Source organism: Amycolatopsis plumensis, assembly GCF_042652605.1.
In the GTDB taxonomy this organism is placed as follows: Bacteria; Actinomycetota; Actinomycetes; order Mycobacteriales; family Pseudonocardiaceae; genus Amycolatopsis; species Amycolatopsis plumensis.
In genome coordinates this window covers 278,340-299,606 of the sequence record NZ_JBHSJY010000001.1, presented here as the reverse complement: position 1 = coordinate 299,606, position 21,267 = coordinate 278,340, and the positions used below count along the sequence as shown (strand labels likewise).

Annotated in this window: 17 protein-coding genes; 14 read left to right on the top strand and 3 right to left on the bottom strand. The window is 72.0% G+C overall.

The window, feature by feature from the left end; translation table 11 throughout:
* Nucleotides 1–136 precede the first annotated feature (136 nt).
* The 8 genes from ACFPLC_RS01525 to ACFPLC_RS01490 are packed head-to-tail and all read left to right on the top strand — an operon-like array spanning nucleotide 137 to nucleotide 7,398.
* Nucleotides 137–1,246: an inositol-3-phosphate synthase gene (locus ACFPLC_RS01525; RefSeq protein WP_378198248.1), complete on the top strand. Its 1,110-nt coding sequence runs from the start codon at nucleotides 137–139 to the stop codon at nucleotides 1,244–1,246.
* Nucleotides 1,243–2,070, top strand: coding sequence for an SCO3242 family prenyltransferase (locus ACFPLC_RS01520; RefSeq protein ID WP_378198346.1), 828 nt, complete (start codon nucleotides 1,243–1,245; stop codon nucleotides 2,068–2,070). Before ACFPLC_RS01525 ends, ACFPLC_RS01520 begins: the two co-directional genes overlap by 4 nt.
* Nucleotides 2,067–2,888, top strand: a complete 822-nt coding sequence (locus ACFPLC_RS01515) for a sugar phosphate isomerase/epimerase family protein (protein WP_378235659.1) — start codon at nucleotides 2,067–2,069, stop codon at nucleotides 2,886–2,888. The genes ACFPLC_RS01520 and ACFPLC_RS01515 overlap by 4 nt, the downstream gene beginning before the upstream one ends.
* A complete protein-coding gene (locus tag ACFPLC_RS01510; RefSeq protein WP_378198254.1) occupies nucleotides 2,885–3,406 on the top strand; it encodes an EboA domain-containing protein in 522 nt (173 codons plus the stop codon). Before ACFPLC_RS01515 ends, ACFPLC_RS01510 begins: the two co-directional genes overlap by 4 nt.
* The gene (locus ACFPLC_RS01505; RefSeq protein ID WP_378198256.1) at nucleotides 3,406–4,257 is read left to right on the top strand and encodes a TatD family hydrolase; all 852 of its coding nucleotides are present in this window, start codon (nucleotides 3,406–3,408) and stop codon (nucleotides 4,255–4,257) included. Before ACFPLC_RS01510 ends, ACFPLC_RS01505 begins: the two co-directional genes overlap by 1 nt.
* On the top strand, nucleotides 4,254–5,381 hold the full coding sequence (eboE, locus tag ACFPLC_RS01500; RefSeq protein ID WP_378198258.1) for a metabolite traffic protein EboE: 1,128 nt from the start codon (nucleotides 4,254–4,256) through the stop codon (nucleotides 5,379–5,381). Before ACFPLC_RS01505 ends, eboE begins: the two co-directional genes overlap by 4 nt.
* Nucleotides 5,378–6,739 (top strand): alkaline phosphatase family protein, encoded by a 1,362-nt coding sequence (locus tag ACFPLC_RS01495; protein WP_378198259.1) that lies wholly within the window; start codon nucleotides 5,378–5,380, stop codon nucleotides 6,737–6,739. The genes eboE and ACFPLC_RS01495 overlap by 4 nt, the downstream gene beginning before the upstream one ends.
* A gap of 11 nt (nucleotides 6,740–6,750) precedes the next feature.
* On the top strand, nucleotides 6,751–7,398 hold the full coding sequence (locus tag ACFPLC_RS01490; protein WP_378198261.1) for a ThuA domain-containing protein: 648 nt from the start codon (nucleotides 6,751–6,753) through the stop codon (nucleotides 7,396–7,398).
* A gap of 7 nt (nucleotides 7,399–7,405) precedes the next feature.
* On the opposite strand, the gene xylA is transcribed toward ACFPLC_RS01490, so the two are convergent.
* Nucleotides 7,406–8,554, bottom strand: a complete 1,149-nt coding sequence (gene xylA, locus ACFPLC_RS01485; RefSeq protein WP_378198263.1) for a xylose isomerase — start codon at nucleotides 8,552–8,554, stop codon at nucleotides 7,406–7,408.
* Between the two features lie 98 nt (nucleotides 8,555–8,652).
* Between xylA and ACFPLC_RS01480 the strand changes: the two genes are divergently transcribed.
* The gene (locus ACFPLC_RS01480; protein WP_378198265.1) at nucleotides 8,653–9,810 is read left to right on the top strand and encodes an ROK family protein; all 1,158 of its coding nucleotides are present in this window, start codon (nucleotides 8,653–8,655) and stop codon (nucleotides 9,808–9,810) included.
* A 56-nt stretch (nucleotides 9,811–9,866) separates the two neighbouring features.
* On the opposite strand, the gene ACFPLC_RS01475 is transcribed toward ACFPLC_RS01480, so the two are convergent.
* Nucleotides 9,867–13,100 (bottom strand): S8 family serine peptidase, encoded by a 3,234-nt coding sequence (locus ACFPLC_RS01475; RefSeq protein ID WP_378198267.1) that lies wholly within the window; start codon nucleotides 13,098–13,100, stop codon nucleotides 9,867–9,869.
* Nucleotides 13,101–13,329: 229 nt separating this feature from the next.
* Here ACFPLC_RS01475 and ACFPLC_RS01470 point away from each other — a divergent pair, with 229 nt between their 5' ends.
* The 3 genes from ACFPLC_RS01470 to ACFPLC_RS01460 are packed head-to-tail and all read left to right on the top strand — an operon-like array spanning nucleotide 13,330 to nucleotide 16,408.
* Entirely contained in the window at nucleotides 13,330–13,944 is a 615-nt protein-coding gene (locus tag ACFPLC_RS01470) for a TetR family transcriptional regulator (protein WP_378198269.1), read from the top strand.
* A gap of 2 nt (nucleotides 13,945–13,946) precedes the next feature.
* Nucleotides 13,947–14,855 (top strand): ABC transporter ATP-binding protein, encoded by a 909-nt coding sequence (locus ACFPLC_RS01465; protein ID WP_378198271.1) that lies wholly within the window; start codon nucleotides 13,947–13,949, stop codon nucleotides 14,853–14,855.
* On the top strand, nucleotides 14,852–16,408 hold the full coding sequence (locus tag ACFPLC_RS01460; protein WP_378198273.1) for an ABC transporter permease: 1,557 nt from the start codon (nucleotides 14,852–14,854) through the stop codon (nucleotides 16,406–16,408). Before ACFPLC_RS01465 ends, ACFPLC_RS01460 begins: the two co-directional genes overlap by 4 nt.
* Before the next feature lie 93 nt (nucleotides 16,409–16,501).
* Here ACFPLC_RS01460 and ACFPLC_RS01455 read toward each other — a convergent pair whose 3' ends face one another.
* Nucleotides 16,502–16,906, bottom strand: coding sequence for a hypothetical protein (locus ACFPLC_RS01455; protein WP_378198275.1), 405 nt, complete (start codon nucleotides 16,904–16,906; stop codon nucleotides 16,502–16,504).
* Between the two features lie 336 nt (nucleotides 16,907–17,242).
* On the opposite strand from ACFPLC_RS01455, the gene ACFPLC_RS01450 reads away from it, so the two are divergent.
* Together ACFPLC_RS01450 and ACFPLC_RS01445 are read left to right on the top strand one after the other, a co-directional pair.
* Nucleotides 17,243–18,691, top strand: a complete 1,449-nt coding sequence (locus ACFPLC_RS01450) for an amidohydrolase (protein ID WP_378198277.1) — start codon at nucleotides 17,243–17,245, stop codon at nucleotides 18,689–18,691.
* A gap of 232 nt (nucleotides 18,692–18,923) precedes the next feature.
* Complete coding sequence (locus tag ACFPLC_RS01445; RefSeq protein ID WP_378198279.1) at nucleotides 18,924–21,254, top strand: GH92 family glycosyl hydrolase; 2,331 nt, start codon at nucleotides 18,924–18,926, stop codon at nucleotides 21,252–21,254.
* Nucleotides 21,255–21,267 lie beyond the last annotated feature (13 nt).

The following is a 21,267-nucleotide window of genomic DNA, read 5'->3' as shown; positions in this document are numbered from 1 at the left end:
ACGGCGTCGGCCGTGAAGTTCTTGTCGCTCAAGGAAACCCAGTACCGCCGCGCCGGCGGAACCATGGCCGGCGCGTGATCTCGCTGTGGACCCGCGCCAGGACCGGTGCGGGCTGGACCGGGGAACTGGAGGAGCCATGGGGAAAATCGGGGTCTGGCTGATCGGGGCGCGCGGCTCGGTGGCCACCACCGCCGTCGCCGGGGCGGCCGCCTTGCGGGCGGGGCTCGCCGCGCGCACCGGTTGCGTGACCGACCTGCCGGACTTCGCCGGGGCCGCGCTGCCCGGCTTGGGGGAGCTCGTCTTCGGCGGCCACGACGTCGCCGGCACACCGCTGGTCAAGCGGGCCGAGCAGCTGAGCGCCGCCGGGGTGCTGCCGCCCTCGCTGCCCGGGGCGGTCGCGGCCGAGCTGGACGCCGCCGAGGCCCGGCTGCGGCCGGCGCCGACCGCAGGCGGCCGCGCGGCGGTCGAGCAGGTGATCGCCGACCTGACCGAGTTCCGGCAGGGACTGGACCACGTCGTCGTCCTCAACGTCGCTTCCACCGAGCCGCCGTGCCCACCGCACCCGGCGCACGCTTCCCTGTCCGCCCTCGAAGACCACCTCGATGTGCTGCCGCCGAGTGCGCTTTACGCCTACGCCGCCTTCCGCGCGGGTTGTGGCTTTGTCGACTTCACCCCGTCCACCGGCGCGCGCCTGCCCGCGCTCGACGAACTCGCCCGTGCCACCGGGCAGCCGTACGCGGGCCGGGACGGCAAGACCGGCGAGACGTTGCTGCGCTCGGTGCTCGCGCCGATGTTCGCCCAGCGCGGGCTGAACGTCCTGGCCTGGTCGGGCACGAACCTGCTCGGCGGCGGTGACGGCGCCACGCTGGCCGACCCCGCGGCCGCGTCGAGCAAGAACGCGTCCAAGCAGCAGGTGCTGGACCGGAACCTCGGCCGTCCGGTCGACGGCGAGGTGCACATCGACTACGTGCCGGCGCTCGGCGACTGGAAGACCGCCTGGGACCACGTGCTGTTCGAAGGGTTCCTCGGTACGCCGATGACGCTGCAGCTCACCTGGCAGGGCTGCGACTCCGCGCTCGCCGCGCCACTCGTGCTCGACCTCGCCCGGCTGACCGGCAAGGCGTGCCGCGACGGCGTGGCCGGGCCGGTCGCCGAGTTCGGGTTCTTCTTCAAAGACCCCGTCGGCGACGGCCCGCACGACCTCGCCTCCCAGTACGCGGCCCTGCGCGAGTGGGCGCACCGGTGAAGGCACTGGCCGAGCTCGTCCGCGCGCCCGCCGCGCTGACCGTGCCCGGGGACGCCGTCGCCGGGGCCGCCGCCGCGGGCTGGCCGTTCGGCCGGCGCACCCTCGCCCTGACCGGCGCCTCGGTCTGCCTCTACTGGGCGGGCATGGCGCTCAACGACTTCGCGGACCGCGACCTCGACGCCGTCGAACGCCCCGAACGGCCGATCCCGTCGGGCCGGGTCCGGCCGGGGACGGCGCTCGGCGTCGCCACCGGGCTGACGGCCGGCGGGCTGGGCATCGCCGCGGCCGCCGGGGGACGGCGGGCGCTGCGCATCGCCGTGCCGCTGGCCGCGACCGTGTGGGCCTACGACTTCGCGCTCAAGAAGACCGTCCTCGGCCCGGCCGCGATGGCCGCGGCCCGCACCCTCGACGTCCTGCTCGGCGCGGGCGGGCGGAGAGCCGCGCTGCCCGCGGCGCTGACCGTCGGAGCGCACACCTACGCGGTGACAACGCTGTCAAGGTCCGAAGTGGACGGTGCGAAGCCCGCGCTGCCCGCGGCCACGTTGGCCGCGACGGCGGGTGTGGGGGTCTTCGCCGGACGGGGTGGCCTGCTGTCGTCGGCGCTGCTCGGGGCCTACGCCGTGACCACCGGCGGGGCGCAGTACGACGCCGTCCGCGACCCCGCCGCGCCGAAGATCCGGCGGGCGGTCGGGGCCGGCATCCACGGCATGATCCCGCTGCAGGCCGGGCTGATCGCGCGGACCGGCGCGTGGCGCGCGGCGCTCGCCGTGGCCGCCGCGTTCCCGCTCGCGCGGGCACTGGGCCGGAAGGTGTCGCCGACATGAGGTTCGGGTACGGCACCAACGGCTTCGCCAACCACCGGCTCGGCGACGCCCTGCGCGTGCTCGCCGACCTCGGGTACGACGGCGTCGCGCTCACCCTCGACCACCAGCACCTCGACCCGTTCGGGCCGGACCTCGCCCGGCGCGTCGCTGCACTGGCCGCCGACCTGGATCGGCTCGGCCTGGCCGTCGTGGTCGAGACCGGCGCCCGGTTCCTGCTCGACCCGTGGCGCAAGCACTCCCCGACGTTCCTTGACCCCGATCGCGCGCGGCGCGTGGAGTTCCTGGTCCGGGCGGTGGTGATCGCTGCCGACCTCAACGCCGAAGCGGTGTCCTTCTGGAGCGGCAACAAACCCGCGGACATCGAACCCGAGAGCGCCTGGGCACACCTGGTCGACGGGTGTGCCCAGGCGCTCGAGGCCGCCGACGAGCACGACGTCCGGCTCGGCTTCGAGCCGGAGCCCGGGATGCTCGTCGAGGACCTCGACGGGTACTTCGAACTGTCGAGGAGGCTCGGCGACCCGGCCCGGTTCGGGCTCACGCTGGACATCGGGCACTGCCGCTGCAACGAGCCCGCGTCCGTTCCCGACTGCGTCCGCCGCGCCCTGCCGCGGCTGGTGAACGTGCAGATCGACGACATGCGCCGCGGCACGCACGAACACCTGGAGTTCGGGAAGGGCGAGATCGACTTCCCGCCGGTGCTGGCCGCACTCGAGCCGTACCCCGGGCTGGTCGCCGTCGAGCTCCCGCGGGACAGTCACGCCGCCCCGCGCATCGCTCGCGAGTCCCTGGAGTTCCTGCGGAAGGCGGTGGCCGCGTGAACGCCTGGCTGGAAAAGGCCCTGTCCGACGTGGCCGCCGACGCGACGGCCCTGCGCACGGTGTTCCCCGCCGTCGGCCGCCGGGTCGGCCGGACGGTGGCCGACACGGCTCGCGTGGAGCTGCTCAAGGCGGCCCCCGGCGCCGCGGCGGAGATGCCCGGCCTCTACCGCTACGGCGACGCGGCCGAGAAGCGGGCGGTCCTGCACGCACTGTCCGTTGTGGACACCGGCGACACCGGGGTCGAGCTGGTCGCGGACGCCCTCCGCACCAACGACACCCGCCTGGTCGCCGCGGCGATGGGCGAGTACGCCGCCACGCACCTCGACGCGCCCGCGTACCGCCACGGCGTCCTCAAGTGCGTCTTCATGGGCATCCCGCTGGCCGCCGTGGCCGGCCTCGACCGCCGGACCGACGAAGAACTGCTCCGCATGCTGCGGGACTTCGCCGCCGAACGCACCGCGGCGGGCCGCGAAGTCCCCGCCGATCTCCGCACCCTGCTGAACGAACAGGACGGCTGATGCGCATCTTCGATCCTCACATCCACATGAGCTCCCGGACCACCGACGACTACGCGGCCATGCACGCGGCCGGCGTCCGGGCGCTGGTCGAACCGGCGTTCTGGCTGGGTCAGCCGCGCACGAACGTCGGCAGCTTCACCGACTACTTCGACGCCCTCGTCGGCTGGGAGCCGTTCCGCGCGAGCCAGTTCGGCATCGCCCACCACTGCACGATCGCGCTCAACCCCAAGGAGGCCAACGACCCGCGCTGCGTCCCGGTGCTCGAGCTGCTGCCGCGGTACCTGGAGAAGGACGGCGTGGTCGCCGTCGGCGAAATCGGCTACGACTCGATGACCGCCGACGAGGACAAGGCGTTCGCCGCCCAGCTCGCACTGGCGATCGCCCACGACCTGCCGGCGCTCGTCCACACCCCGCACCGCGACAAGGCAGCCGGCACCGAGCGGAGCATCGCCGTCGTCCGCGAGTCGGGGATCGCGCCGGGCCGGGTGGTGCTCGACCACCTCAACGAGCTGACCGTGGCGATGGCTAAGGAGTCCGGCTGCTGGCTGGGCTTCTCCATCTACCCGGACACGAAGATGGACGAGGACCGGATGGTCGCGATCCTGCGCGAGTACGGCACCGAGCGCGTGCTGGTGAACTCGGCCGCCGACTGGGGCAAGAGCGACCCGCTCAAGACCCGGCGCACCGGCGACGCCATGCTGGCCGCCGGGTTCACCGAGGACGACGTCGACCGGGTGCTGTGGCGCAATCCGGTCGAGTTCTACGGGCAGAGCGGCCGGCTCGCCCTGGACGGCGAGCCCCCGGCCGCCGAGTTCGCGGGCAACTCGATCCTGCGGGGGGCGCGCAAGTGAGGTTCCGGCACCGCGACGGTACGTGCGTCCACCTCGCCTACTGCACCAACGTCCACCAGGCCGAAGACGTCGACGGCGTGCTCGCCCAGCTGGCCCGCTTCGGCGAGCCGGTCCGCGACCGCCTCGGCGTGGACCGGCTCGGGCTCGGCCTGTGGCTGGCCCGGCCGGTGGCCTCCGAGCTGGCCGGCGACCCGGCGGCGGTGGCCCGGCTGCGCCGTGAACTGGCCGTGCGCGGCCTGGAGGTCGTCACCTTCAACGGGTTCCCGTACCAGGGGTTCCACGACCCGGTCGTCAAGCACCGGGTGTACCGGCCGGACTGGGCGGCGCCCGAGCGCACGCGGTACACCCTGGACCTGGCGCGGCTGCTCGCCGAGCTGATGCCGGACGACGCCGTGCGCGGCAGCGTCTCGACCCTGCCGCTGGGCTGGCGGACGGAATGGCGGGGCGACGACGGGCAGCTGGCCGTCCTCGCCGAGGGGCTGGCCACGCAGGACCGTCCGGTGCGGGTGGCGTTCGAGCCCGAACCCGGCTGCGTCATCGAGACGACAGCGCAGGCCGCGTCGCTGTTGTCCGAAGTGGACAAAGAATGGCTGGGCGTCTGCCTGGACACCTGCCACCTCGCGGTGGGCTTCGAAGACCCGGCCGCCGCGCTGGACCGGCTCGAGGCCGCCGGGCTGGCCGTCGTCAAGGTCCAGGCGTCGGCCGCACTGGAAGCCACCGATCCCGCGGACCCGGTCACGCGGGCGGCTCTGGAGTCCTTTGTGGAGCCACGCTTCTTGCACCAGAGCAACGAAGGACGTCCACCGGGGGCCGACGACCTCGACCTCGCGCTGGCTGGTGGCCTCCCGGGGCGGGAACCGTGGCGGGTGCACTTCCACGTGCCGCTGCACGCCGACCCGGCGTCGCCGCTGACGTCGACCCGGCCGGTGCTGGCGGCCGCACTGGCCGGGCTGTTCGGCGGGGCGGCCGCGCGGACCGACCACGTCGAAGTCGAGACCTACACCTGGCAGGTGCTCCCGGACGCACCCGCCGACGACGCCGGGCTGGTCGCGGGCATCGCGGCCGAGCTGGACTGGACCCGGCGGGAACTGATCGCCCTCGGCCTGGAAGAGGTGTCCGCATGAGTTTGCTCGTCCTGGACGTCGTCGGGCTCACCCCGCGGCTCCTCCCGCACCTGCCGAACCTGCGCAGGATGGCCGAGCCGGGCTTCACCGCGCAGCTCGACACGGTGTTCCCGGCGGTCACGTGCCCGGTCCAGTCGACGTTCCTCACCGGGCTGCAGCCCGCCGGGCACGGGATCGTCGGCAACGGCTGGTACTTCCGCGAACTCGGCGAGGTGTTCCTGTGGCGCCAGCACAACAAGCTGGTGCGGGGCGACAAGTTCTGGGACGCGGCCCGCCGCGCGCAGCCCGGCCACCGGGTCGCCAACGTCTGCTGGTGGTACGCGATGGGCGCGGACACCGACCTCACGGTGACCCCGCGGCCGATCTACCACGCCGACGGCAAGAAGTCCCCGGACTGCTACACGGACCCGCCGCAGCTGCACGACCGGCTGGTCGGCGCCCTCGGCGAGTTCCCGCTGTTCACCTACTGGGGCCCGAGGGCGTCGATCGCGTCCACGAAGTGGATCATCGCCGCCGCGCAGCAGGTGCTCGCACTGGACCGGCCGGACACGACCCTGGCCTACCTCCCGCACCTGGACTACGACCTGCAGCGCTTCGGCCCGGACGCACCGCAGGCCGCGGCGGCCGCCCGCGAGCTCGACGCGGCTCTGCAGCCGCTGCTCGACCAAGCGGCGGCGGCCGGGCACACCGTCGTCGCCCTGTCGGAGTACGGCATCACGAACGCGAGCCGGCCGGTCGACGTCAACCGGGCGCTGCGCCGCGAAGGCCTGCTGAACGTGTACGTCCAGGCGGGCATGGAGTACCTGGACCCGTGGACGTCCCGGGCGTTCGCGGTGGCCGACCACCAGGTCGCGCACGTCTACGTCGCCGATCCGGCGGACCTCCCGCGAGTGCGGGACATCGTGGCCGAGCTGTCCGGTGTGGACGTGGTCCTCGACCGCGCCGGACAGGCCGGGCTCGGCGTCGACCACGAGCGGGCGGGCGAGCTGGTCGCGATCGCCGAGCCGGACGCCTGGTTCACCTACTACTACTGGCTGAGCGACGACCGCGCGCCAGACTTCGCGAGGACGGTGGAGATCCACCGCAAGCCGGGCTACGACCCGGCCGAGCTGTTCTTCGACCCGGACGACCCGATGGTGAAGCTCAAGGCGGCGTCGGCGCTGGCCCGCAAGAAGCTCGGCCTGCGGTATTCGATGCAGGTCGTCCCGCTCGACCCGGCCCCGGTGCGCGGCAGCCACGGCCGCCTGCCCGACTCGCCCGAGGACGGACCCGTGCTGCTGTGCTCGGATCCGGCGTTCGCGCGCGAGAAGATCCACGCCACCGAGGTCAAGGACCTCCTGCTGGCGGCCACCGAGTGAAAGGAACTCCCGTGCGGGTGCTGGTGTTCTCCAAGACGGCCGGGTACCGGCACGCCTCGATCCCGGCGGGGATCGAGGCGATCCGGGAACTGGGGTCGGCGCACGGGTTCGCCGTCACGGCGACCGAGGAGGCGTTCACGGCGTCCTCGTACGACGTCGTCGTGTTCCTGTCGACCAGCGGCGAGGTGCTGGACGCGGCGCAGCGGGCGGCGTTCGAGTCCTATGTGGAGAACGGGGGCGGTTACGTCGGCGTCCACGCGGCGGCCGACACGGGGTACGGCTGGCCGTGGTACGGCGAGCTGGTGGGCGCCTGGTTCGACCGCCACCCGGAAATCCAGCGGGCCCGGTTCGTCACCGAGGACGCCACCCACCCGGCGACGGCCCACCTGCCGCCGGTGTGGACCCGGACCGACGAGCTGTACGACTTCCGCACCAACCCGCGTGGCCGCGTGCGGGTGCTGCAGACGCTCGACGAGTCCAGCTACACCGGTGGCCGGATGGGAGCGGACCACCCGATCACGTGGTGCCACCCGCAGGGCCGGGGCCGGGCGTTCTACACCGGGCTCGGGCACACGGCCGAGTCGTACGCCGATCCGGCGTTCCGCGCGCTCCTGCTGGGCGCGATCCGCTACGCCGCGGGAGTGCTTCCCGCGGCGTAGCGGCCGGTCAGCGCACGCCGAGCAGGTGCTCCAGGGCCAGCTGGTTGAGCCGGGTGAAGTGGTACCCGCGCGCGGCCGCGGCGTCGAGGTCGAACTCGTCGTTCAGCACGTCGTCGAACGTCTCGCCCGGGGCCAGGGTCGGCGTCGACAGGTCCGGGACCCGCGACGCCGCGAGCGCCTCGACGACCTCCGGGTCGGCCCGGAACGCGGCCGACTTCTCCTTGAGGATCAGGTACGTCCGCATGTTCGCCGCCGCGGACACCCAAACGTCCGAAGCGTCTTCGGTGCGCAGCGGCTTGTAGTCGAAGTGCCGCGGGCCCTCGTAGCCGCCGTTCTCCAGCAGGTCGACCAGGAAGAACGCGCTCTTCAGGTCGCCGTGGCCGAAGATCAGGTCCTGGTCGTACTTCGGGCCGTGCTGGCCGTTGAGGTCGATGTGGAACAGCTTGCCCTGCCACAGCGCCTGCGAGATGCCGTGCACGAAGTTCAGCCCGGCCATCTGCTCGTGCCCGACCTCGGGGTTCAGCCCGAACAGCTCCGGCCGCGCGAGCTGCGAGATGAAGCCCAGCGCGTGCCCGATCGTCGGCAGCAGGATGTCGCCGCGCGGCTCGTTCGGCTTGGGCTCCAGGGCGAACCGCAGGTTGTAGCCCTTCTCGACGACGTAGTCGGCGAGCAGGTCCAGGCCCTCCTTGTAGCGGTCCAGCGCCGCGCGGACGTCCTTCGCGGCGTCGGACTCGGCGCCTTCGCGGCCGCCCCAGACGACGTAGGTCTCCGCGCCGAGCTCGGCCGCCAGGTCGATGTTCCGGCGTACCTTCCGCAGCGCGTACCGGCGGACGTCGCGGTCGTTGCTGGTCAGGCCGCCGTCCTTGAACACCGGGTGGGTGAACAGGTTCGTCGTGGCCATCGGGACCTTGAGGCCGGTCTCGGCCAGCGCCTTGCGGAAGCGCTCGATCGCCTTGTCGCGGTCCGGCTCGGTGGCCAGCAGATCGTCGTCGTGGAAGGTCACGCCGTAGGCGCCCAGCTCGGCGAGCCGGTGCACGCTCTCGACCGGGTCCAGCGCCGCCCGCGTGGCGACGCCGAACGGGTCGTTGGCGGGCCAGCCCACGGTCCAGAGGCCGAAGGTGAACTTGTCGGCCGGCTGGGGAGCGTAGTCGCTCATGACTGTCCCTTCATTTAGTTCACGTTGTAGACTAAATATGCGCCGCGGGGGTCCCCGGCGTCAAGTGCCCGGTTAGAGTGCTTCGGAGGAGGGACACGATGACGCAGGCCGTGCGGCACGAAGAGATGCGCGCCCGCAACCTCGAGGTCGTGCTGGGCGCGGTCAGCCGCGGCGGCCCGCTCACCCGGGCCGCGCTGGCCGAAGTCACCGGGCTGACCAAGTCGACGGTGAGCAAGCTCGTCGGCGACCTCGTGGAGGCCGGGCTGCTGGCGGAAACCGGCCCGGCGCGGGTCGGCGAACGCGGCCGGCCGGGGGTGGAGGTCGTGCTGAGCGGGGCCCGCGTGGCGTCGCTGGGCCTGGAGGTCAACGTCGACTACCTCGCGGTGCGCGTGCTCGACCTCACCGGCGAGGTCCGCTTCGCCGCCCGCCGCGAACGCGACAACCGCGGCTCACGGCCGAAGAAAGTGCTCGGGGAACTGCAGGAGCTGGCCACCGACGCGCTCGCCGAGGCCCACCGGCTGGGGCTCGAGGCGGCGGGCGCGGTGCTGGCGGTGTCCGGCCCGGTCGGCGACGGCGTGCTGTTCAGCGCCCCCAACCTCGGCTGGCAGGACGTCCGCCCGGCCGACCTGCTGCGGCTGCCGGTCCCGGTCGAGCTGGACAACGAGGCGAACCTCGCGGCGCTCGGCGAGCTCTGGTACGGCGGCGGCGAACGCGACTTCCTCTATGTGTCCGGCGAAATCGGCATCGGCGCCGGCCTGGTCGTGAACGGCGTGCTGTATTCGGGCGCGACAGGTCTGGCCGGCGAGCTCGGGCACGTGGTCGTGGCGCCGGAAGGGGCGCCCTGCCGCTGCGGTGGTACCGGCTGCCTGGAGACCTACGCCGGGCAGGAAGCCTTGCTGGCGGCGGGAAACGCCGTTTCGGTGCCGGCGTTGCTGGCGGCTCTCGAGCGCGGTGACGAGGCGGCGCTGGCGGCCTGCGTGGCGGCCGGCCGGGCTCTCGGCGTCGCCCTGACGTCGGCGGTGAACCTGCTGGACCTCGACCGCATCGTGCTGGGCGGAGTGTTCACCCAGCTGTACCCGTGGTTGTCCGGGCCGGTGTCGGAGGTGCTGGCGAAGCGCCTGGGCGGCCTGCGCGGCACGCCCCCGTTCCTGAGCGCCTCCCGTCTCGGCGGGGACGCGGCCACGCTCGGCGCCGCCGGCCGGGTCGTCCACCGCGTCCTCGCGGATCCCGCACCGTTCCTCACCCGGGCGTCGTGAGTGGTAAGGCGGGTTAGAACCCGCCTTACCACTCACGACAAGCCGCGGCAGACCTGCTAGCTCACCGCGGTGATCTGCACCAGCGACGAACCGACCGTGACACCGGTGTCGGTCTGCACGGTCAGCTGACCGCGCAGGGTCCGGCCCGCGGCCGGAGCCGCGGTGGCCGTCACCGTCGCCGGCACGGTCCACGAGCTGCCCGACGCCCGCAGCGCGTTCGCGTCGGTCACCGCGACCGAACCGAACGCCGGGTTGGTGAACACGTCGAGGTAGTCGTAGGCCGTGGTGCCACCCGGCACCGCGTACCCGTCGACGAGCGCGACCCACACACCCGGGGCCGGGTTGGGCACGGTCACCGACTCCTCGGAGTCACCGTCCGCGCTGACGCCCGCCTGCACGCAGGAACCGGTCGTGCAGTTGTACAGCACCAGGTCGAGGTCCGTGCCCACCACGGCGGGGTTGCCGATCGTGGCCGTCAGCGACGTCGAACCCGGCGTCACCGCGATCTGGTACTGCTGCTGCGCGCCTTCGGCGATCGTCGGCCGCTGCGTCTTCGCGCTGCCCAGCGTGGCGCCGGTCAGCTTGCCGGTGAACGCGCCGAGCGTGTTCTGCACGGTGTAGGACCGCGCGATCGGCGTGTTCAGCGTGGCCGAGGCGATCGTGTCCGGGTTCGGCGAGATCGCCGTGCCCAGCACCGAAGCCGACAGCTTGTACGGCGCTTCGTCCACATCGGACGTCCGCCGCGCTTCGACGACGATCTCCCACACGCCCGGGATCGGGTTGGCGATGGTCCGGCTGGTCGGCGTGCCGCCGGCGCAGCCCGCACCCGCGTCGGGCAGGTAGCACGCGGTCGTCGCGGTGCTGGCCTCGGCCGGGACACCGGTCGGGTCGTACCGCAGGAACCGCACCTGGCCCTTGCCCGGGGCGCCGCCGCCGGCGTCCAGGTCCACCTTCAGCGCGCTGGCGCCCTGCGGCACCCGCACGAAGTAGCTGGTCGCCTGGTTGCGGGCGGCCTTGCCCGAGTTGTCGACCTGGAAACCCTTGCCGGCGACGAACTCCTGCGGCGCGAAGACCGTGTTCAGGGTCTGCACGTCGATGCCGATGGTCAGCGGGTTGTCCAGGTAGAGCAGCGCCGAGTGGACCCCGGCGCTCTTCGGGTTCACCTTGACGTCGAACGTCACCGGCGTGTTCAACGGCAGGGCCACCGTGCCGGCGGAGGAGAACGTGCCGTCGTTGCCGACCCACCGCACGAAGTACGGCACCGGGTGCGCCGAGCCCGTGGTCCGGGTGATCGTGTACGTCCGGGTGTAGGCCTTGCCCGTGGTCACGCCCTCGCGGTCGTGGATGCCCACGCCCGTGTTCGGCTTGGCCAGCAGGCCCGACTGCACGGTGTGCACCTCGACCGACGTCGAAACCGCGTCCGGCTTCGGGTTGAGCGAAAGCGCGACGAACGCGGCGGGGACGTTGAACAGGCCCGCGCCCTGGGCGTACGCGCCGATGCCCGGCACGAACCGCGCGGTCGACTTGATCGCCGAACGCAGCTGCGCCACCGGCGGCCGCTGGCCGTTGTGGGTGGCCTTGTACGCGCTCACCAGCAGCGCCGCCGCGCCGGTCGCCTGCGGCGCCGCCATCGACGTGCCCTGCAGCATCGCGTAACCGGCGGGCAGGGTGTAGGTGCCCGCCACCGGGCTCGGCTGCTCCCACCGCGGGACGGTGGCGATGGCCGCGCCGGGCGCGATGATGTCCGGCTTGAAACCACCGTCCTCACGCGGGCCGCGCGAGGAGAACGGGTGCATCGACTCGGGGTTCTGGGTGACCGAGCCGTAGTTCGACAGCCAGGTCTCCTTGGTGATGTACGAGCCGACCGAGATCGCGTCCGTGGCCACCGACGGGTCGCCGACGGTGTTCGCCCCGGCGCCGCTGTTGCCGGCCGAGATGAAGATCTGGACGTTGTACTCGGCGATCGTGCGGTTGTAGAGCTCCGCGCGGGCGTTGTTGCCGTCGTTGAGCGCCGGCAGGCCGCCGATCGAGATGTTGATGACGTCGGCGCCGTGGCTGGCCGCGTAGACGACACCGTCGATGAGGCCGGAGGAGGTGCAGCCGGAGCTGGTGAGGCAGACCTTGACGGCCAGCACCTTCGCGCCCGGGGCCGCGCCGTCCATCTTGCCGCCGAACAGGTCGTTGCCCGCGGCGATGCCGGCGACGTGCGAGCCGTGCTCCGCACCGGCGATGCCGATGCCGACGTAACCCGGCTTGTCGGTCTGGACCACGAAGGCCATCCGCTCGGCGATGTCGGTCGCCGGGTTGTCGGTGCCGAAGAAGCCGACGTCGTACTTCTTGTTGTAGTCGGTCATCGGCTTCTCGTCGGTGAAGTCGCCGTTGCCGTTGAGGTCGACCCGGACCTCCTTGGTGGCGGGGTCGAGCAGCACGCCCCAGGAGTCGGCGCGGTCGCCGTCGCGGTTGATGTCACCGCCGGTCTCGCTGTCCGCGGCGCCCAGGTCGCCCGCGGTCTCGCCGAACACGCCGAAGGTGTACGGGCCACCGGTCGCCGGGGCCGTCCACGTCTTGCCGTTCGCGGTGAAGGTGCCGGTGTAGGTCTGGGTCGACTGCTTGACCCAGGTGCCGTCGCCGGAGTTCGTGGCGTTGGCGTTGTACCAGTCGACGATCTTGCGTTCGCCGTGGCTGGTGGTGGCCAGCGCGGGGGAGTCGAGGTCGACGCCGGAGTCGAGCACCGCGACCGTGGTGTCCTTGCCGTCCCAGTTGGGCAGGACCTGGCCGAACTGCGCGGCGTAGGTGTCGCCGGTCGGCAGGTACGGGTTGACGCGCGGGGTGTTCTTGCCCGGGGCCGGCTGGGGCAGCGGAGTCATCGCGCCGTCGGGCTTCGGGTCGTCGCGCACGATGAGCCCGTCGACATCGACGGCGTTGACCGACTTGAGCTTCGCGGCCTTCTCGGCCTTGTCGGTCGGAACGCTGACCTTGACGTAGTCGAGCTTCGTGTCGGTGGACTGGACGACGCCGCCGAGGGCCTTGAGCTCGTTCACGGCGGTGCCGGTCTGGCCCTTTTCCGCGGCGATCAGCAGCGTGACGTCGGGCTTCCCGGCCTTCTCGGCTTCGGCGACGAGCGCGCGGTCGTGCTCGTCGAGGGTCTTGCCGTCGGCCGCGCCGGCGGTCGGCGGGGCCTGCTGGGCGGAGGCCACCGGGACAGCCACCCCGAGGACGGAGGCGCCGAGTGCGGTGGCGAGGACGGTGATCCCGGCCCGCCGTCTCCAGCGCGATCTGTGCTGTGTCACTGAAACGACCCTTCGTGAAGAAATGCGTACCGAGCAGTACACAGGGCGAGATCTTCGGCAGCAATCAGACAGTTAGCCCAAAGTCCGCAATTGGTTGCGAGCCAAATGGCCTAATTGGTTGGTCCGTGACGGGAAGCGGCACTTTCCCGTGAAAGTGCCGCCTTGCTATATGCGCGTATAGCGGGCTATGTTCATGAGTAGTCGACTGCACGCACGTATAGGATCGCTGATGAACACCGAAGACCTCACCGCCCGGGCCCGGATCCGCGACGCCGCCATCAAGCTCTTCACCGAGCGCGGCATGGAGAAGACGTCGATCCTCGACATCGCCAGGGAAGCCGGTGTCTCCGGTGGCCTGATCCGGCACCACTTCGGCTCGAAAGACGGCCTGCGCGAGGCCTGCGACACCTACGTCTTCGACGAACTGATGAAGTTCAAGGAGGAGGCGCTCGCCAAGGGGGAGGCGGACCCGGGGTTCGTCCCGACGTTCGACAAGCGCCAGCTGCTGTTCCGCCGGTACATGGGCCGCGCGATGATCGACGGCTCCGCGGCCGCGGCCGCGCAGTTCACCGAGATCGTCGACGGCACCGAGCGCTACTTCCGCGAGCAGGACCTCGGCATGCCGGACCCGCGGGCCTGCGCCGCGGCACTGGCCGCCATGACCGGCGGAATGATGATCCTGCAGGACCACGTCGCCCGCGCGCTCGGCGAGGAGCCCGGCACCCACGAAGCGATGCTGCGCATGTCGCTCGCCGCCGGGTTCCTGTTCACCCATCCGCTCGCCACGCCCGAAACCCTGAAGAAGGCCAGTGAATCGCTGGCCGCGTACCAACGGAAGGAATGACGATGGCCGACGCGATCACCGCCGACGGCCTCACCAAGGCGTTCGGCCGGACCAAAGCCCTCGACGGGCTCGACCTGACCGTCCACACCGGCGAGGTGCACGGCTTCCTCGGGCCCAACGGCGCCGGCAAGACCACCACGATCCGCGTCCTGCTGGGGCTGATGCGCGCCGACGGCGGCCGAGCCACCTTGCTCGGCGGCGACCCCTGGGCCGACGCCACCGAACTGCACCGGCGGCTCGCGTACGTCCCCGGCGACGTCACGCTCTGGCCGAACCTGAGCGGCGGCGAGGTCATCGACCTGCTCGGCCGCCTGCGCGGCGGCCTCGACCGCGCGCGCCGGGCCGAGCTGATCGAGCGCTTCGACCTCGACCCGCGCAAGAAGGGCCGGACGTACTCGAAGGGCAACCGGCAGAAGGTCGCGCTCGTCGCCGCGCTGGCGTCCGATGTGGAGCTGCTGGTGCTCGACGAGCCGACGTCCGGGCTCGACCCGCTCATGGAGGAGGTGTTCCGGGAGGTCGTCGCCGAGGAACGCGAACGCGGCGACCGGACGGTGCTGCTGTCCTCGCACATCCTTTCCGAGGTCGAGGCGCTGTGCGACCGCGTCACGATCATCCGGGCCGGCCGCACGGTCGAGTCCGGCACCCTGGACGAGCTGCGGCACCTGGGCCGGATCACGATCGACGCCTCGCTCGGGCGCGTGCCCGAGAATCTGGCCGGGCTGCCCGGGGTGCACGACGTGAGCTCGTACGGCTCGCACGTCCACCTGTCCGTCGACCCGACGGCGCTCGACGACGTGATGCGGCACCTCGCCGGGGCCGGGCTGCGGAGCCTGGTGAGCCGCCCGCCGACGCTCGAAGAGCTGTTCCTGCGCCACTACCGCCACGACGAGCCGGTCGGAGCGGCCCGATGACGGGGACGGCGGCGCTGCTGCGGCTGGCGCTGCGCCGCGACCGCCTGCTCCTGCCGGTCTGGGTCCTCGGTCTCGCGCTCGCGCCGGTCGGCTACCTGTCGTCGATCAAGGCCGCGTACCCGGATGCCGCGGCACGGCAGCACTTCTTCGACCTCAACGCTTCGAGCGCGACCTTCGTCGTGCGCAACGGCCCGTTGTACGGCTCTTCGGCAGGCAACCTCCTGGCCTGGCAGTGCGGGTTCGTCCCGGTCGTCGTGGGGCTGATCGCGCTGCTCACCGTGGTCCGGCACACCCGGACCGAGGAGGAAGCCGGCCGCCGCGAGCTCACCGGCGCCACGGTCGTCGGACGGCACGCGGGGCTGGCCGCCGCGGTGCTCGCCGCCTGCGGTGCGTGCCTGGTGTTCGGGCTGGCGACCGCGCTGGGCGTGGCCGCGCAGGGCGAGCCGTGGGCGGGTGCGCTGGCGCTCGGAGCCGGATTCGCCTTGGCGGGCTGGGTGTTCGCCGGCGTCGGCGCGGTCGCGGCCCAGTTGACGTGGGGCGCGAGCGGCGCCCGGGGCATCGGGATCGGCGTGCTGGTGCTCGCGTTCCTGCTGCGGGCGGCCGGGGACAGCAGTGACACGGCGGGCTGGCTCGCGTGGCTGTCGCCGATCGGCTGGGCGCACCGGCTGCGGCCGTTCGCGGGGGAGCAGTGGTGGGTGCTCGCGGTGGGCGTCGCCGCGACCGGCGCTTCGGTGGCCGTGGCCGTTGCGCTGGCGGCGCGCCGGGACCTCGGCGCGGCGGTGCTGCCGGCCCGGCTCGGGCGTTCCGAGGCGAAGGCGTCCCTGCGCTCGCCGCTGGCGCTGGCCTGGCGGCTGCAGCGGGGGACGCTGCTGCTCTGGACCGGGTGCCTGGGGCTGGTCGGACTGCTGATGGGCGGGGTCGCGCGGAACGTCGCGGACACGATGCGGGACAACCGCGCGGTCGCGGACGTGGTGTCCCGCATGGGCGGCGGCGGTGCGGTGCTGGACGCGTACCTGGCGGGGACGATGACGTTGTTCGGCCTGGCAGCGGCGGGTTACGCGGTGCAGGCGACGCTGAAGCTGCGTGCGGAAGAGGCGGCGGGCCGCGCGGAACCGGTCCTGGCGACGGCGGTCGGGCGCGTCGGCTGGGCGCTGGCCCACCTGACGTTCGCGTTCTTCGGACCGGCGTTCGTGCTGACGCTCACGGGTTGGGCGACCGGCCTGGCCTCCGGCGCCCCGCTGGTCCCGGCGGCGCTGGCCCAGCTGCCGGCGGTGTGGGTCCTGACGGGCCTGGCGGCGTTGCTGACCGGCTTCCTGCCTCGCTTCGCGGCGGCGGCTTGGGGGCTGCTGGCGGGGTTCCTGCTGCTGTCCCTGGTGGGGACGGCGTTGCGGTGGAACGACGTGGTGCTGGGGATTTCGCCGTTCCAGCACTTGCCGAGGCTGCCGGGTGGAACGTTCTCGCCGGTGTCGGCATTGTGGTTGGTGCTGATCGCCCTGGTCGCGGGCGCGAGCGGAGTGTTCGCGCTGCGGCGCCGGGACATGCCGGTGGGTTGACAACGCAACGGAACCACGGCCGGGGTCTGAAGAGACACCGCGAGGCGAGGCCTGTGCGCGCTTTCCACGCTCAGGCCTCGCTGTTCGGCGGTGCTACCGCGAGAGGCTGATATCACGGTAAGCCCACCTCGCGGCGGCGCCGTCCGGGGCGGCCAGGGTGATCAGAACACTGTCGGCACCGCCCACCACGTCGGCCGGGACCGGGATGTGGATCGGCCAGTTCCCGTCGCAGCGCGGAGTCGAACTCGCGCTGCCACCGTCGATGCCCTTCCCCGCCGCGTAGGAGTCTCCGTAGACAACCCGGCCACATCCGACGGCGTGCAGCGTGCCATCGAGGGTCACCCACCGGTTGGTGAAGGTGGCGGTGCCGGTGGCGTAGCTGGCTCCGTAAGGGACGTAGAAGTTCCGGACGACAGACACCTGCGCGGCCGTCGCGACGGGCGCGGTGGCGAGGATGAGCCCGGCTGCGGCTGCGCCGGCCGCCGTGGACTTCAGCATGGTGAACAAGAGGGTCCCCCCGTGGTCGATTCGGCGCCCGGGAGTTCCGGGCTCGCAGCGCAACACGCGCACCTCGATGGCCAGGTTGTGGCCTGCGAACCGGTTTCACCCGAATGCGGATCTCGCGAGCTCTGCCCGCTTGTCCGGACTTCGGCGGATGCGGTGGCAACCGAGGGAGTCGAACCCTGCGCGGCTTGTGAAGGCGGCGCTCCTGAACCGGCCCTGACCCTTCGGCGGGCGACGGCTGCCATTTAGTACAACAGTAGCTAGTACCCGGGTATTTCCCATCTCAAGCCGTGCTTCACCCGGACGGGTCGGGCTGGCAAGGTGGTCCGCATGGATGATCTCCTGCTGCGCCGCGTCCGGCCGGGTCTCGGTGGCGACCTCACCGACGTCCGGGTGAACGACGGCCGGGTCACGTCGATCACCGAACCGGGCTCCTCGGGGTTCGCCGCGCGGGTGGTCGACGGGCACGGCGGGACGCTGCTGCCCGGGCTGGTCGACGCGCACGTCCACGTGGTGCAGTGGGCGACGTTCCGGCGTCGCATCCCGTTGGACGCGGCCCGTTCGGCGGGCGAGGCGATCGAGCTGCTGCTCGCGCACCTGCTGGCGACGCCGGCGCCGCAGACGGAACTCGTCGTGGGCGCCGGGTTCCGCGACGCGCTGTGGCCGGACAAGCCGCACAAGGACCTGCTGCAGCGGGCGCTGCCCGGGCGCGCGGTCGCGTTGTTCAGCGCGGACCTCCACACGCTGTGGCTGAGCCCGGCGGCGCTGAAGCTGATCGGCCGCGACCACCCGACCGGCGTCCTGCTGGAGGGCGACTGCATGACAGCGACGGCCCAGCTCCCGACGGCGGCGATCGACGTCCAGGACCGGTGGGTCGCGGAGGCGGTGGCCGCGGCGGCCGCGCGGGGCGTGACGCAGATCGTCGACTACGAGTACGCGGACACGGTGGCGGACTGGGCGCGGCGGGGCGCACCGGCGGCCCGGATCTCGTGCGTCGTCGCCAAGCACCTGCTGGACCAGACCATCGAGCGCGGCCACCGCACCGGCGACGTCCTGCCGGACTCCGGCGGGCTGCTGACGGTCGGCCCGTTCAAGCTCTTCGTGGACGGCTCCCTCAACACGCGCACGGCCTACTGCCACGACCCGTACCCGGGCGTGGATTCGCCGGGATCGCTGGAACTGCCGCCGGAGGAGCTGATCCCGTTGATGCGGCGGGCGTTCGACCACGGGCTGATCCCGGCGGTCCACGCGATCGGCGACCGGGCGAACACGATCGCGCTGGACGCGTTCGAGGAGGTCGGCTGCCCGGGCCGCATCGAGCACGCGCAGCTGCTGTCCCCGGCCGACGTGCCGAGGTTCGCTGCGCTCGGGGTGATCGCGGCGGTCCAGCCGTCGCACCAGCCGGACGACCGCGACGTCGCCGACCGCCACTGGCACGGCCGGACCGAGCGGGCGTTCCCGTACCGCTCGCTGCTGGAGTCGGGAGCCCGCCTGGAGTTCGGTTCGGACGCCCCGGTGGCCCCGCTGGACCCGTGGGACGGAATAGCCTCGGCGGTGTCCCGCACGGACGACGACCGCCCACCATGGCACCCGGAACAGGCCATCTCGCTCCCGGACGCCCTGGCCGCCTCCTCCGGCGGCCGCCGAGGCGTGGCGGTGGGCGACATCGCGGACCTGACGGTGACGGCGGCGGACCCGTCAACCCTGTCCCCGGCGGACCTCCGCACCCTCCCGGTGACGGCAACCATCGTCGGCGGCCACGTCACCTTCCACATCTGACCGAACCCCTGACTGAGCAGGCATCACACGTGATTGAGCAGGCATCATGCGTGATCAGGCGGGCATCACCGCGATGCCCGCCTGATCACGTGTGATGCCCCTCCAGTCACGCATGATGCCCCTCCAATCACGTGTGATGCCTCTCCGATCACGGCGATCGGGGCTTGATTTGTCCACCGGACAACGGAAAAGATCCCACCGTGGATGTGACAACGTTGTCAGGAGGACACGGATGAGAACGCGGACGCGCGTCCTGGCCAGCCTGCTCGCCGGCGCCACCACCGTGGCCCTCGCGACCCCCGCCCAAGCAGCACCGAGATTCGCCGAAGACCCCACCACGCTCGTCGACACCTCGATCGGCAACAACGGTGACGGCACGACGTTCCCCGGCGCCACCACGCCCTTCGGGATGGTCCAGCTCAGCCCGGACACCCAGCTCAAGAAGTACGCGTCCTACGACTACGCGCAGGACACCACCCTCGGCTTCAGCCACACCCACCTCTCCGGCGTCGGCTGCCAGACGATGGGCAACTTCCGGTTCATGCCCACCACCGGCGCCGTCACCACGAGCGATCCCGCGAAGTACGGGGCGAAGTTCAGCCACGCCGACGAGACCCGGCAGCCCGGCTATTACGGCGTCAAGCTCGCCAGCGGCATCGACGCCGAGCTGACCGCGACCCAGCGCACCGGGCAGCACCGCTACACCTTCCCCGGCGACGCCACCAGCGAAAACGTGCTCATCGAGGTCGGGGAGAGCAACGGCTACACCTACGCCGGTGACGTCCACGTCTTCGGCGACGACACCGTCGAGGGCTGGCTGCAGGGCGGCAACTTCTGCTGGGAGACGCAGAAGGAGCGCTACAAGGTCTTCTTCAGCGCCAAGTTCGACCGCAAGTTCACCGGCTTCGGCACCTGGACCGACGACAAGCTCACGCCGAACCAGCGTGACGCGAAGCTCGGCAGCCGGCGCACCGGTGCCTGGCTCACCTTCGGCGCCGACAAGAAGCAGGTCGGCGCCTCGGTCGGGCTGTCCTACACTTCGATCGACGGCGCCCGCCTCAACCGCACGGCCGAGCAGCCGAAGTCGTTCGACAAGGCGCGCAAGGCCGCGCACGACACCTGGGAAGACGAGCTGAACCGGATGCGCGTCGCCGGCGGGACGACCGCCGACCAGCGCACCTACTACAGCGCGCTGTACCGGTCGCTGCTGCACCCGTCCGTCGGGTCTGATGTGGACGGTTCCTACCGCGGCTTCGACGACCGGATCCACCGCAGCCGCGACACCTACTACCAGATGTTCTCGCTGTGGGACACCTACCGCTCGCAGAACCAGCTGGTCGCGCTGCTGCACCCGGACAAGGTCGCGGACATGACCAAGTCCGTCCTCAAGATCTACCAGGACGGCGGCTGGGTCCCGCGCTGGGCCCTCGCCGGCGGCGAAACGAACGTGATGAGCGGCGACCCCGTCACGCCCTGGGTGGTCGACAACTACCGCCGCGGGATCCTCGACGACCGGACCGCCCGCCAGCTGTTCGACGCGTTGTGGCGCAACGCCAACGAGGTGCCGCAGGACCAGTCGATCTTCCGCGGCCGCGACGGCAACCCGACCTACGTCCAGAACGGCTGGATCGGCTACCAGGACCTGCCGGGCTACACCTACGGCGACACCCGCCAGGCCGGCTCGGCGACCCTCGAGTACGCCCTCGCCGACTGCGCACTGTCCACAATGGCGGCCGGGCTGGGCTACCGGGACAAGGCCGCGACCCTGCGAGCGCGCTGCGGCAACTTCGCGAAACTGTGGGACGGCAGCGTCGAATCCCACGGCTTCACCGGGTTTCCGCGCACGAAGGCCGCCGACGGCACCGGCGTCGGCGACCCCGACCCGGCGAAGTCGACCGGCTTCCACGAGGGCACGCCGTGGCAGTACCAGTGGCTCGCCCAGCAGGACACCGCGAAGCTGTTCGGCCTGATGGGCGGCCCGGCACAGGCGGAGAAGCGGCTCGACACCTTCTTCGACATGCCGCTGCTGCTCACCGATCCGGCGAAGGCGGCCAAGGACTCCTGGGTCCACGGCGCCTACGACTACCACAACAACTTCGCCTTCAACCCGAACAACGAGCCCGACCTGCACGCGCCCTGGATGTACAGCTGGACGGGCGCGCCGTGGAAGACCTCGGCCGTGCTGCGCGCGGCGCGGACGCTGTTCACGGACACGCCGTACGGCATGCCCGGCAACGACGACCTCGGCACCATCTCGTCGTGGCTCGTCTTCGGCATGGCCGGCGTCTTCGAGGCCCAGCCGGGCTCGGGGACCTACCTGCTCAGCACGCCGATGTTCGAGAAGGTGGAGATCCGCCCGGACGGCGGCCGCAAGATCGAGATCGAGGCGCCGGGCGCGAGTGCGGCGCAGCTGCAGTACACAAAGGACGTCCGAATCGGACACCGGGACTACGACCGCAGCTGGATCTCCCACGCGGACCTGCTGCGGGCGGGCAAGATCCGCTTCTCGCTGAGTGACACCCCCACGGCGTGGGGCACGAAGGCGGCGCCGCCCGCCCTGTGACGCGGTGACGGCC

Excerpts from the sequence above, each read along its gene's own strand:
- ACFPLC_RS01515 (WP_378235659.1), top strand. The coding sequence starts at position 2,067 with ATGAGGTTCGGGTACGGCACCAACGGCTTCGCCAACCACCGGCTCGGC.
- ACFPLC_RS01460 (WP_378198273.1), top strand. The coding sequence starts at position 14,852 with ATGACGGGGACGGCGGCGCTGCTGCGGCTGGCGCTGCGCCGCGACCGC.
- ACFPLC_RS01495 (WP_378198259.1), top strand. The coding sequence starts at position 5,378 with ATGAGTTTGCTCGTCCTGGACGTCGTCGGGCTCACCCCGCGGCTCCTC.
- ACFPLC_RS01470 (WP_378198269.1), top strand. The coding sequence starts at position 13,330 with ATGAACACCGAAGACCTCACCGCCCGGGCCCGGATCCGCGACGCCGCC.
- xylA (WP_378198263.1), bottom strand. The coding sequence starts at position 8,554 with ATGAGCGACTACGCTCCCCAGCCGGCCGACAAGTTCACCTTCGGCCTC.
- ACFPLC_RS01455 (WP_378198275.1), bottom strand. The coding sequence starts at position 16,906 with ATGCTGAAGTCCACGGCGGCCGGCGCAGCCGCAGCCGGGCTCATCCTC.
- ACFPLC_RS01525 (WP_378198248.1), top strand. The coding sequence starts at position 137 with ATGGGGAAAATCGGGGTCTGGCTGATCGGGGCGCGCGGCTCGGTGGCC.
- ACFPLC_RS01505 (WP_378198256.1), top strand. The coding sequence starts at position 3,406 with ATGCGCATCTTCGATCCTCACATCCACATGAGCTCCCGGACCACCGAC.
- ACFPLC_RS01480 (WP_378198265.1), top strand. The coding sequence starts at position 8,653 with ATGACGCAGGCCGTGCGGCACGAAGAGATGCGCGCCCGCAACCTCGAG.
- ACFPLC_RS01465 (WP_378198271.1), top strand. The coding sequence starts at position 13,947 with ATGGCCGACGCGATCACCGCCGACGGCCTCACCAAGGCGTTCGGCCGG.
- ACFPLC_RS01450 (WP_378198277.1), top strand. The coding sequence starts at position 17,243 with ATGGATGATCTCCTGCTGCGCCGCGTCCGGCCGGGTCTCGGTGGCGAC.
- ACFPLC_RS01445 (WP_378198279.1), top strand. The coding sequence starts at position 18,924 with ATGAGAACGCGGACGCGCGTCCTGGCCAGCCTGCTCGCCGGCGCCACC.